General features: G+C 32.1%; 12 protein-coding genes. All 12 read left to right on the top strand.

What is annotated here, in order from left to right:
* Positions 1-35 precede the first annotated feature (35 nt).
* The gene (locus tag QZZ48_RS02485) at positions 36-1,709 is read left to right on the top strand and encodes a hypothetical protein (RefSeq protein ID WP_294961575.1); all 1,674 of its coding nucleotides are present in this window, start codon (positions 36-38) and stop codon (positions 1,707-1,709) included.
* 247 nt (positions 1,710-1,956) lie between these two features.
* Positions 1,957-2,700 carry an HD domain-containing protein gene (locus tag QZZ48_RS02480; RefSeq protein ID WP_294961573.1) on the top strand — a complete coding sequence of 248 codons (744 nt, stop codon included), beginning with the start codon at positions 1,957-1,959 and terminating at the stop codon, positions 2,698-2,700.
* Positions 2,690-3,223 (top strand): metal-dependent hydrolase, encoded by a 534-nt coding sequence (locus QZZ48_RS02475; protein WP_294961570.1) that lies wholly within the window; start codon positions 2,690-2,692, stop codon positions 3,221-3,223. The genes QZZ48_RS02480 and QZZ48_RS02475 overlap by 11 nt, the downstream gene beginning before the upstream one ends.
* The gene (locus tag QZZ48_RS02470) at positions 3,216-3,425 is read left to right on the top strand and encodes a hypothetical protein (RefSeq protein ID WP_294961568.1); all 210 of its coding nucleotides are present in this window, start codon (positions 3,216-3,218) and stop codon (positions 3,423-3,425) included. The genes QZZ48_RS02475 and QZZ48_RS02470 overlap by 8 nt, the downstream gene beginning before the upstream one ends.
* Complete coding sequence (locus QZZ48_RS02465; protein ID WP_294961566.1) at positions 3,418-4,323, top strand: hypothetical protein; 906 nt, start codon at positions 3,418-3,420, stop codon at positions 4,321-4,323. The genes QZZ48_RS02470 and QZZ48_RS02465 overlap by 8 nt, the downstream gene beginning before the upstream one ends.
* 99 nt (positions 4,324-4,422) lie before the next feature.
* The gene (locus QZZ48_RS02460; RefSeq protein ID WP_294961564.1) at positions 4,423-4,752 is read left to right on the top strand and encodes a hypothetical protein; all 330 of its coding nucleotides are present in this window, start codon (positions 4,423-4,425) and stop codon (positions 4,750-4,752) included.
* Between the two features lie 2 nt (positions 4,753-4,754).
* A complete protein-coding gene (locus QZZ48_RS02455; RefSeq protein ID WP_294961561.1) occupies positions 4,755-5,099 on the top strand; it encodes a hypothetical protein in 345 nt (114 codons plus the stop codon).
* Between the two features lie 11 nt (positions 5,100-5,110).
* Positions 5,111-5,761, top strand: a complete 651-nt coding sequence (locus QZZ48_RS02450) for a hypothetical protein (protein ID WP_294961558.1) — start codon at positions 5,111-5,113, stop codon at positions 5,759-5,761.
* Complete coding sequence (locus tag QZZ48_RS02445; protein ID WP_294961555.1) at positions 5,730-6,614, top strand: hypothetical protein; 885 nt, start codon at positions 5,730-5,732, stop codon at positions 6,612-6,614. The genes QZZ48_RS02450 and QZZ48_RS02445 overlap by 32 nt, the downstream gene beginning before the upstream one ends.
* Complete coding sequence (locus tag QZZ48_RS02440; protein WP_294961553.1) at positions 6,611-6,886, top strand: hypothetical protein; 276 nt, start codon at positions 6,611-6,613, stop codon at positions 6,884-6,886. The genes QZZ48_RS02445 and QZZ48_RS02440 overlap by 4 nt, the downstream gene beginning before the upstream one ends.
* 10 nt (positions 6,887-6,896) lie before the next feature.
* Positions 6,897-11,390 (top strand): conjugal transfer protein TraG N-terminal domain-containing protein, encoded by a 4,494-nt coding sequence (locus tag QZZ48_RS02435; protein WP_294961550.1) that lies wholly within the window; start codon positions 6,897-6,899, stop codon positions 11,388-11,390.
* 42 nt (positions 11,391-11,432) lie between these two features.
* A partial coding sequence (locus QZZ48_RS02430) for a hypothetical protein (protein WP_294961547.1) occupies positions 11,433-12,282 on the top strand: 850 nt, incomplete at its 3' end.

Genomic DNA, 12,282 nt, shown 5'->3' with positions numbered 1-12,282 from the left:
CTATTATAGTTTAAACGATATTAAGGAATTTACAAATGGACAAGTTAGATTTATTTTTAACTATTGTTTTTGTTGTTGGAACAATAATTACGATGGTTTTAGTATATTTTTATAATACTCGTCATAAATATGAAGCCAGGGATGAACTAGATGAGTTTGTGGTAGCAAAAAAACCAAAAGAAAAAGCTATCTATTCTCCTAATGAAGATTTTAATTGGAATCTTTATGAATCTGATCTGAGTTATGACTACGATAAATTTATTGGTTACACTCAGTGGAAAAACAAAGAAGTTGCAGAAAATAGAATTTCTAAGTTAAGAGATGAGTACAAGACAGATAATTCCATTTTAAAAATTAATATGCTTGAAACAATGATGTTAGTTGATAAATTTGGTGAAGATATAATTCTAGATGCTTCTGGTGTATACAGAATACGAAAAATAAATATAGAAAATTTTTTAGATGAACTCAATTACACAATTGAAATTATAAAGCAAATATCATTATTAAAAGATGAGCTAGAATTCTCTATTGAAAATTACGAAGTTGATGCAAAAAAGATTTTCTATATTATGAAAAATGCTAGAAGTTTTGGTTTGTATAACTTTGATAATCACTCACAAGTATTTTTGTTTGCTAAAAAACATCATGGAACTACAATTGATACTGATATTGTCATAGAAGACTCAAAAGGTGTAAGTGAGATGAACTTACTTATCGAAGAATTTGTTGAGCATAAAGAATTAGAAGCAGAGCAAGAAGAAGTAAACGAGCATATGTTTGACGCATTCAAAAGGATAAAGGACAAAGTAAATATATATCGCGATGTCGATGGAAATAGAATAGTTGAGTACCCCAATGGACAAAAAATTATAAAAAAGAGCTTATGGGAAGTTGAAGCAATTGAGGAAGAAGAGCCACAAGTAAATCGACAAGGTGACAAAACGAAAAAATTTAGTGATTATTTTAAAGATGAAAAAGTTGCTACTGTAATGGAAGAAGCAAATAATGAATCCGTAAAAAAGTTTGAGCTAAAACTTAAAGATAAAATCATTATTGAAAAGACTAAGGTTGGAGAATTAATTAAAATTAATAATAGCTTCATTAAAAGGGCAAAATTATATGATGATAATAACAATAAGAAAGATTTCATTGGTTTTATTGGAGAGGTTAAAAATGTAAAAGAGTTTATTGATAAGATTAGAGTGATGTCCGAAAAGAATATAAAATCTATTTTGATACTTATTTTGTCAATAGATGCAGCACAACTTAATTTGGATGAAAACAATACAACATGTTTGATATTTGATTTTGAAGGTGAAAGCTATATAAGTTATGAATATCTTGCTTTAGTTCTACTCTCTCTTATTGACAACAGAAGTGAATTTGCTACTAGTACTAAGACGATTGCAAATAATGGCCATCTTTTGTATCCAATAAGTATTGTTGAAAGCTTCATTAAGTATCTTACAGAAATAGATATTGATTTCTCAAATACACAAAGTGAATTTTTGTACCTTGAGTCTATGGAAAAGAATTTATTATCTTTGAGTGCTATTAAATTATCAACTCACTCTCAAAAACTTTTGAGCACTTATAATAGTCATGATAAAGTTAAATTAATTAACGCAAAGATCATTACTAAAGATTCGTTTAAAAAAGCAACCGAGAATAAATACCCAATTAATTTCAAAATATTTTGTAAATAATTAGTGACACAAAGATAGATTTTATTATCTTTGTGTCACTTGACTAGTACTGTAAATATTTTACACTGACCGCATAAATCTCATAACTACTGACCATAAAAACTTTTTAAATAATACATATAAATTTTATAATAATAATCTACATCTTTTTATTTTGCATTAGTAATACATGAAAGCATATTTCATCACCTCTTAAGATTAAATCAGCTATATTACATATTACAAAATTAACTAAGGATAATTAAAGTTGTATACTTCAAGTAAAGGAATAGATTATTGGGCATCTGTTCATTGTACATCTGTTCTAATTGAAAAAATCAATAAAAAAAGAGTATTAACAAATAAAATGCCAAGCAAAGGGATCGTGGTTGAAGATGAGGAACTAAGTGTTGCGAAATCTAAAAAAGCGAATATTGAACTCTTTGTAAAACTAATGTCCAATAATTCTTTGAGGCCTTTAGCAAAAAATCTTATAGAAGACATGTATAAATATGAATTTGACAATTCAAGTTCAGTAGATTTTAATATAGAAAATTTTGATGATAACATTAAATTGAAGCAACTAGCAGCAATTAGTCTTTTAGAACATAGTTATGGTGTATTTAATATTATGAAAAAAATCATCGACAAGAAGTTTGGTCTTTACTCTGATTTCTTTTTTATTGCTAGTTTAGCCCACGATTCTGGAAAAAGCCATAAGTTAAAAGAAGCAATTGTAATAGACTTGGATATTTCTCATCATATCGCTTCGTCACAATACTTAAAAAAAATAGTGTATCAAGATAACTTAATAAGCCCATATTACAAAAGCTTATTTGAAGTAGTTTGTGATGTTTTCGAGGCTCATCATACAAAAGTGTCTGAAAGTCTCTTTTATGGCGTAAAAAAAGAAGAAGACAATAAGGAGTTGCAAATCCTCATTATGAAATATTTAAAGCAAGCTGATAGCAAGCAAAGAGAAAGAGAACTAAGGATGATAAATGACATATAGAACTCATATAGCATTCGCTCTTACCTCTGCAGTACCGTTTTGTGAATACCAATACGGATTAGTTGGATTGGAAGCGATTATGTTTTTAGGTGCAACATCAATCGGTGCATTAGCCCCGGACCTAGATGAAGAAGGCTCTTATTTAAGCAATAAGCTACCGATCTTCCCGTTGATTTTTAAATTATTCAATGTTAAGCATAGAGGAATCACTCACAGAGCAATATCAATTTTATTTTTGTTTTTAATACTTTGTGTCATAGGAAGTATAGATAAAAATTTAGAATTTAGTTATCCAATCTACATAGGGTTTATATTTGGTTATTTGTTTCATTTGTTTGGAGATATGCTAACAAAAGGTGGAATAAATCAATTTTTTTATCCTTTTTCTAATTCTAGAGGAGTGTTGCTTCCGAGGAAATTTAGATTCTACACGTTTAGCAACACAGAGACAATAGTGTTTCTTTTGCTTTGCTGCGTTGTAGCAACCGAATATATGTTTTTTTTAGGAATTATCAATGTCTGATTTTTTTGATTCACAAGCAAGTAATTATATGGTGCAAATTGCGGTTAAAGTGTCAAAAATAGAAAAAAGAATAACGGATAATATTGATAGCGAGTCACTTGTTGAGCTATATAATAGCATTCAACATGGAACGCAAATCATTGAAAAGTGTATGGAAGATATAGAAACAAAAAAAATAAAGAAAGGTGTGTCTGATGAGTAAAGATGGCTACAATAGTTCCAATCATGCAGGGGTTGGAACTTTTTCAAATTTGCAAAAGAATCAGGTTCACCAAAATAAAGATACATTTGGAAATAAAGATACATTTGGAAATAAAAATCCTTGGAAGCAAGATTCGGTATACCAAAATAAAGATGTTTATAGCAAAGAAGATATTAAAGAACTACCTAGATTCAAAAGATTTTCAGACTTAAAAATTTTAAATGAAAATATGATGCATATGTCTAATAACACGCTTTCAGATGATTCTCGTATTGAAATACTATCACAAGGAGAAAAAGGAGAGATAAAGAATATTTTATCATATAGAATTCTAAAGATTTCATTAGTTCCTGCCTTAATGTCTTTACTCCTGGGTGTGGTGATAATCTTGACAGATTCTTACTTGGTAACATTGTTCTCAGTGTTCGTATTCTTAGGGGTTCTGGTTAGAACTTTCTTTTATCCTGCAAAATTATATTATGAAAATATACGTTACAAAACAACTATTCCGGCTAAGGCTTTTTTTGAAGAGATGGACTATTGGTACAAAATTTCAGTAGTCAAAATATACATATATTTGATAATTTCATCAATCATATTATTTGTAATCTCTTTTTATGAAGAAGAAATAATCAATCTAGGTATAGAACTTTTTTCAAATTCTTCTAGTTCTATGGCTTCGAGTGCAATAAAAAACTATTTAGAATCCATATCCTTTTCAATAGGCTTAAAAGCTATTGCACTAATGAATATTGTAATACTAGTTGGATACTCAAAATTTACTAACAAAGAAAAAGATATTGCAGAGATAGAACTTAGAAGTAAAATGAAAAAAATCAGAAATGAATCTCTATCTAGGGTTCAGCAGATACAAGAAGATAAAAATACGCTTACATAGCAAAAAGGAGTGAAAATTGAAAAGTATTAGATCCCCAGTAGCATAATAAAATAGTTCAAGTTTAAGTAAGAAACTAAAAAATTAAAGGAAATATATAAAATGAAAAAAAATTTATTAATTGCACTAATTGCCGCAATAGTTCTTCCAAGTGAAATTTTTGCAGCAGATTTACCTGCAATTCTTGTCGTATATTCAGATATTGTTTCAAGCATTATCACAAAAGTTATTGTTGGTCTAGTTATTTTAATCATGTTAATTATTGCTGCATGGGAAATGAAAGAAAATGGAAACGCACGACCTCTTAAGTGGGCTACGTTTGCATCAATTGTTATGGGTGGAGCTGTTTATTTTGGTCCATCAATGATAGATTTTATGACAACACAAGTTGGTGCTTTAACAGGCACAAATTCAGTAGTCGTAGGTTCATAGTTTTGAACAAAGTAAGAGTACCGTTTCCAAAGTATCTAAATTCTAAAAAGCTATTTTACATTTGGGAGTATGACGTTGTTCTAGTGTCTGCAATGACCGGAGGTATATTATTTATTATGCTTTTGTGGTTATCAGTACCAGTTATTTACTCATTGTTTATAGCTATGGGAACAACTTACTTTGTTCTAAAGAGATATATAAAATATTTCAAAAAGGCAAGAGAGGGGTTCGTATGGCATCTCTTGTACTCAAAAGGGTTCATCACTCCAGTTGATAAAAGTAAAATAAAAAAAGACTTCGAGTTATCTTTACTTCCATATGGATTTGAAAATGAATTCGTTAATTAAAGGATATTTCTTTGAAAAATAGCCGCATAAGTACTGATGTAGGTAACGACTATATAGATAAGATTATTTTGCATATACAAAAAAACCGTATGCAAGCATTTTACAATTTAGTTTTAATTTTAATAATAATGCTTCAAACACCATTTATGATAGCAGGCTTAGATAGCGTAACCGTAGAGGTTGACTTACCACCAAGAGGTAAAATAGTCGTTACAAATGATTCTGCAAATGAATTATATTACGAAATATGGGCAGAGCATTTTTCAAATAACGAAGAATACTATACCACTAATAAAGATGGAGATAAAAAACTTTTTCCGTTCACTCATTCTCTTTTGGAGTTTGATTATACGAATGTAGAACAAAAATATGGCAATTTTTTAAAGAGATATAAACCAAGTAAGCTACTTAAAGATAGACATATATATATAGCGTTTATTAAGAATGTACAGGTAAAAATGATCTCACAAAAATTTGATGTTGAGAACATCAAGGTAAATCTCTTTGATAATGGAAAAGAAGCTGAAGCAATTATTAATGGTGTAGCACATCAGCGAGCTGCTTCTACTCCAATGGGAGAAAAAGCATGTAAATACACAATTTCGTTTGAAAGAATAGGGGGAAAATTATATGCAACATCACTTAATACAAACTGCTTTTAAGATTGCTTTAGCACTATTGATTTTTAGTACGTTGAATGGGAAAGATATTCCAATAATGAAGACAACAACAATAGAGTTGCCTGTTTCAGAATATTCAATAATAAAATTCCCTTTTAAGGTGGCTGAAGCTCGATTGGGCTCTTATAAGTATAAAAAAATAAAAGGTGAAGTTACACCAATTATTATTAAAAATAATGCTAATAAAAATATATCTTTAAGTAAGAAAAACCCTGCTGTTCCTGCGCCAATTGTAACTTCTGGAGAAAATCTTCTTAATATTAAAAAGATAGATAATTTTTTAACATTCAGACCTAGATTTAAGGGTACTGCAGAGATTGTTGTTTGGGGCAATAAAGACTTTCCTATGATTATTAAAATTGATATTGTTGATGATGCTGATAAAAATATAAATTTTGTTCAAGTGTTAAATAGTAGAAAAGAAGTAATCAATTTTGAATCAAACCCTCACGAAAAAGTGTTAGAAAATATAATGAGATTTCTTCATAACTCAGAAGTAAATAAGAAGCCTAGAGGTTATGAAAATATTGTGAGAAAAGAAGTTTATGATGTTGCTATAAGAGACAGACAAGGTGTTATATTCGCAAGAGTAAGAGTTTCTTTAACTAAAGAAGTAGCAGGGAAAATTTATGTTGGTCAAGAATGGAATGTAAATATTGTAGAAGAGTTTGATAATGAAAATGAAACTGTAGAAATACCAAATGGTTTTTATTTAACTCTCTATGAAGAAATGTTTGATAGTGAAGGAGTTTTCGCTGTTAGCTTAGAAACATACACGATTACTAAAGAGCATGGAACAAGGGTGTTTATAGTTAGAAACAAGGAACAAAGATGAAAACTATAGTTCTAACATTTGTTACAGCCTTACTTTTGTCAGGTTGTACTATCTTTACAATTGGTGATGTGAACGAATCACCTTGTGACGGAGAATGTGATTTCAAAGAAGCCGGTGTTTGTGCAGATACAATCAGTATTTATATGCATAGAGGTCAATTACAAAATAGAAAAACAACAGAAGGATGGTTTTCAGATGAAGAAGTGACAGTTTTTGATTCTGATAATGACTCAAGTTTTACAAGAATTAATGAAGAAGAATTAGGTAATTAGGAAAATTGAAATGAAACATATAAACAATAAAATTATATTATTAATGGTACTTGCGATATTTGGTATAGACTTAAATGCCGCAGAGATCACTTGGGTTAACGCTTTCCCTTTTTATGTATATGGTGACGCTTCATATATAGGGTTTACATATGATATAGTTAAAAATATTGCAACTAATGATTCCGTTGAGATAATACTTGGATTAGGTTTTTCAATTGCTATTTCTATTGCAGGATTTAGAGCAAGAATGGGTGGAATTTCAGACATTGGGAAGAGTGCATTAGCTCCTATTACACTATATGCTTTGTTCGTAGTGCCTACCGTGAATGTGCACATAACAGATCTAAGAGTTGACAAAGGTCTAATTAGTCATTCTGTTCCAGATAGTGGATACAGAAAAATTGATAATATTCCATATGCTATTGCTGCAATTCCAGCAAGTGTTTCTATGCTCGTATCTGTATTCATTGATATTATTGATGAATCTAGTTCTTCCATTAATCTTGGTTCTAAATTCTCAACATTAGGTTTTCAAGGTATATCACAACTTTCAAAAGAAGCTATGCTCATTTCAAATTTAAGAGACATTAATGGTTCAGCAGTCGGAGATACAGCATATAATTTAAACCAATATCTTAAGCATTGTATGATTGAAAGTGGTTATGAAGCTTCAAATAGAAATAAATACTTACTTGAACGTCCAACTAAACCATTCCCTGACATGTTTGATCCTGCAAATTTTGAAGGTAATTTAGGAGCTGTATTAGTTTCTTTTGATGATAACGAAGATGCAAGTGGTACTCTTGTTGAAGATGAGTCTTGTGCTTCTTTATATACAGTCTATGTTAGTGCAGTAAGCAATAATATAGAAAGTGGAATGAAAGAATTGTTAGAGCAAAGATTTCCTGGTATTAATGCAGACGATGCAAGTTTAAATGAAGCATATCGCGACCAAATTGGAGATACTGCTCAGATTATCGGAAATATTGGTAAAGCAATGGCTACCTTAGCAACAACAAGAGCTTTAGAAAAAGCACTAAGCACAGAGGGAATAGGTGTTAATGGTATAACCATCGCAACGGAGTTGTCAATTGAGTCTACAATAGCGAGTCTCCGTACAGAAGGACCTGCAAAATACGAGTGGATAACAAGAGTTCTTCCAGATGCTATCACAATCATTCTAGGTATCCTTATTGGAGCTTTCCCCTTAATGATTATAGTTATGTCTTTTCTCGGAAAAGATGCAACACAGGGTATCCTAAACTATTTTATGGGCTATCTAGCTATCAATTTCAATCTTGTATCTTTAGCACTAGTAAGTAATATCATATCTTACTATACAGCTCAACATGCACAAGAAGCAATTGTGTCGTATGCAGGAATGCCATTCGGACTTACACAAGTAACTGATTTTATGATGCAACAAGCAGATATGGCAGGCTTTGCAGGAATTATTGGTGCTGCATCTATATTTGCTGTAACTCCTTTAATTTTCTATGGTGAAACAAAAGGATTCAGTGCCGCTATGGGTGCTGTTACCGGAGCATTTAAAGGTAATATTCCCGCTGATGCTCAAAAAGAGCTTGCTGATTATGATGCTCAAATGGAACTTGATAAAAGAGCTAGAGAAGATATGGCTACTACTTCTAATGGAATGAATGAAGCAGAAGCCTCGGCTTGGCTTTCAAGTGAAGGTTTCAGTAGACCAAATAGTATGAGTGCAGTAGAAGCATACAACAATATGATGAAAAATTACGGACAAATTGGTTCAGCGGACGCTTCTAGTATTTTACATCATGGAAATATGGATAACTTTAATGCCCAAAACTATATGAGAGGTAGTGGCGCACAAACTATGCAATCAACTGCTAAAACGGCAGGGCTTGGTAATAGTGTAGACGAAGGCGTAGTTGATATGGCAGAAATAGCAAGTGTATCTATTCAAGATGGTGAAGCTTTAGGTAGTAGTATTAGTAAAACAGCAGAGTTAAGAAGTCAATCGGATTCATATAATCCGATTGATGTTGGGGCAGGACAAGCTATAGCACAGTATGGTAAAGATATGGGCTCAGCTGCTTTATCCAAGTTAGATGAAAATGCTAGTGCTACAGTTGCAAATGCAACAAATGCAGTTGCTACACAAGTTGGTGGAGGTCAAGGTTTATTAAAAACAGGGGCTTTTCATGATGATGGAACTTTAAATAATGCAAGTGATGTTTTAAAAGATGTAATGTCTGGTGCAGCTATGCAAAGTGCAGGCAAAGTCATGAACCTAAAAGGAATGGGTGACTCAATAGACGGTTCAATAGAAAGTGATGGTTTTAAAGACTATATGAACGGTTCTGAGTTTCAAGGTAGGACCAATGCTAACAAAACTATTGCTGATGGAGAGGAATGGGATTCACTAGGTAGTGATGATAATGATCCAGACAAAGTAGCTCTTATGAAAAAAGTAAAAGAGAATGAAGTTGCACAAACATTTGGTGGAATAAAATCTACTAATGCAAACATTATGGCACAAGGTGGCGTTGATGATTTCGTGGCTACACAAGTGGCAGCTTCTAGTTTAAAAGGGAAGTCAGATAAAGAAGTATTGGATAACCAGTTAACACAAGGTGGTGCTTTAAAAGGATTAGATGATTCTGCTAAAAATATTGCAGATGCAACTAGTAAGTTAGCTGAAGTGGCAGGAACACTTTCCGGAGCTAAAACAGCAAGTGATATTACGACTATCGGTTCATTTGATAGCCCTGATGACTATATACAAGCACATGCGAGAGATGCTTTAGACAATGCAACAGGTGCAAAAGTAAGAAGTGATATTTCTAACAATCAAGAGATTAAAGATAATATTGTAGAAAATGAAAAAGCAGCTTACCGCAGAAATGGAAAAGAAGCCCAGTTTATTAAAGAAGGAAAAGAGATGGGCTTTCTTGATGAAAACGGTAACGCTAATTCTGATGCTAATGCATGGGTAGAAGGAAGAGCTACGCTTAATGCAAGTGGTATGAATAAAAATGAACAAGGCTTTATTGGCGGGGCTAGAATGACTTCAGTCTATAACCCAACTACAGGTGAAGGTATAGCGGATACTTCTAGTGTGAAAACAACCAAAGATGGTTTTGATACATCAGTAAATAAATATAATCCTGAGAATTTAGTCGAAGCGGATGCAAGAGAAACAGCAGAACATGCACTAGATTGGAAAAAATCAGCTGCTAAAATTATTGGTAGTGGTGGACAAAAAGCAGTTGATTTAAATAACTATTTTAAAGAAAATGGTATTGACTTAGGTATAAGTGATGAATCAGCTAGAGATGGTGGTAATGCGACAGCTTTAGGTGCTACTGCTGTTTTAGGTGGAGTAACAGCAAATCAAGCTAGTAAGATGTTTACAAGAGATGGGAATAGTTTATTTGGGAAGATTAGAGGAAGAAAATCATCTTCTAGTGAGACCGATTTTATCAGTGAATCTCAAAAACAATCCCAACACAACAATCCCAGCGATTCCAATAATCCAAGCCATGATAAATCTCCTAATTTAAATTCTGATACTAGTATACCACAAGAAAACAAAACACCTCTAAAAAATAACAATATGCAAAGTTCTTCTCTTCTACCTGATAATAAATCACTAGCACAGCAAAGAATGATTGACAATGAAATTGCAAGTGGGAAGTATAGTGGTAATCAATTAGAAGTTCTTAATAAACATCAACAAAGAGTAAAAAGTGGGCAAGGGTTAGATAAGAGTGCAATTATGTCAATGGATAAAATGACAGGCGGTACTTTTGGTAGTAATGTAGATGCCATGACAAAAATGATGGATAATAACCCTAAGTTTGTTTCTTCTCCTTTAAGTAATTTAAATAGTGCAGATGCATTAGTTCAAGCCAAAGCTAAAATTGATGCACCATCACTTGCTCAACCAAATAAAAACTTCAAGAAGTTAAGTAATGCTGCAAATGCTGCTAAAACTATGGGTGAAGGCATTATATTGGGAGAAGTTATGAGTGATGCTCCAAAGCATAGTATAAATGAGGGGAGTTATAATCTAGCTAGACTTCAAGCAGCTCCAAATAATGTTATGAGTGGTGTAATGACTACTGCCATGTCTTCTGTAGCTTCTACCGCAAATTATTTAGATTCCGTAAATCCTTTTGGAAATCCATTTAACAGTATCTCAAGTAAACATCTAGGTGCAAACCTTTCAACTGTTTCAGCTCAACTATTAAATCAATCATCAGATAGCTTTGGTAATGCATGGCAAAATGTTTCTAATCTCGGAAGTGCTTCACATAGTGTTGCAGGCTATACGAACGCATACAACGATAACACAAGCAATATCAATTCAACTCCACAAGAATATCAATCTAATACTCAGGACACAATGACTAATAGCCTAGATAATATCAACATGGGTACTGAGTTTAATCAAGAAGCTTCTGAGGGTGTAAGAGAAGCTGTAGAACAACTTACCCAAACAATTTATAAAAATAATTAAGGAGAATACAAATGATTATAAAATCTCACAAAAGGGGTAACTTTGCCTAATAATGAAGATGCTATTAATGCAGTTGATTTAAATAACTATTTTAAAGAAAATGGTATTGACTTAGGTATAAGTGATGAATCAGCTAGAGATGGTGGTAATACGACAGCTTTAGGTGCTACTGCTGTTTTAGGTGGAGTAACAGCAAATCAAGCTAGTAAGATGTTTACAAGAGATGGGAATAGTTTATTTGGGAAGATTAGAGGAAGAAAATCATCTTCTAGTGAGACCGATTTTATCAGTGAATCTCAAAAACAATCCCAACACAACAATCCCAGCGATTCCAATAATCCAAGCCATGATAAATCTCCTAATTTAAATTCTGATACTAGTATACCACAAGAAAACAAAACACCTCTAAAAAATAACAATATGCAAAGTTCTTCTCTTCTAACAGGTGTTGTAATGGCGGCAGATCAATTCTTAGCAGGTGGAAAGGGTAGAAAAGCGACTTTTGGTGCAGCCGTTAGTGCTTGGCATAAAGCTAGAGGTCATGAAAAAGGTATCAATAAAGAGGGTAAAATGGAATGGAACTCAGTTGATGACTTTAAAGAGAAAGGGTATTCAAAAGGTGCAGATGGAAAATGGACTCACTCTAAAAATCAGAATGTTTCTGATTTCGGAGATGATTTAAAGAAAGCAACAACTACAAATCCAACAAACAATACAACGGGTGTTAACACTAAAGCTAATACTGGTGTTGACATGAAAAACTCCTTTGATAAAAATTCTAATACTATTATATCACAAGAAAACAAAACACCTCTAAAAAATAACAATATGCAAAGTTCTTCTCTTCTACCTGATAATAAATCACTAGCACAGCAAAGAATGATTGACAATG

This window comes from Sulfurimonas sp. (assembly GCF_016744025.1).
Classification (GTDB): domain Bacteria; phylum Campylobacterota; class Campylobacteria; order Campylobacterales; family Sulfurimonadaceae; genus Sulfurimonas.
The sequence above is the reverse complement of the archived record's forward strand: the minus strand, read 5'-3'. Positions and strand labels throughout refer to the sequence as shown.

Coding starts and splice junctions, on each gene's coding strand:
- QZZ48_RS02440 (WP_294961553.1), top strand. CDS start 6,611: ATGAAAACTATAGTTCTAACATTTGTTACAGCCTTACTTTTGTCAGGT.
- QZZ48_RS02470 (WP_294961568.1), top strand. CDS start 3,216: ATGTCTGATTTTTTTGATTCACAAGCAAGTAATTATATGGTGCAAATT.
- QZZ48_RS02460 (WP_294961564.1), top strand. CDS start 4,423: ATGAAAAAAAATTTATTAATTGCACTAATTGCCGCAATAGTTCTTCCA.
- QZZ48_RS02465 (WP_294961566.1), top strand. CDS start 3,418: ATGAGTAAAGATGGCTACAATAGTTCCAATCATGCAGGGGTTGGAACT.
- QZZ48_RS02475 (WP_294961570.1), top strand. CDS start 2,690: ATGACATATAGAACTCATATAGCATTCGCTCTTACCTCTGCAGTACCG.
- QZZ48_RS02445 (WP_294961555.1), top strand. CDS start 5,730: ATGCAACATCACTTAATACAAACTGCTTTTAAGATTGCTTTAGCACTA.
- QZZ48_RS02485 (WP_294961575.1), top strand. CDS start 36: ATGGACAAGTTAGATTTATTTTTAACTATTGTTTTTGTTGTTGGAACA.
- QZZ48_RS02435 (WP_294961550.1), top strand. CDS start 6,897: ATGAAACATATAAACAATAAAATTATATTATTAATGGTACTTGCGATA.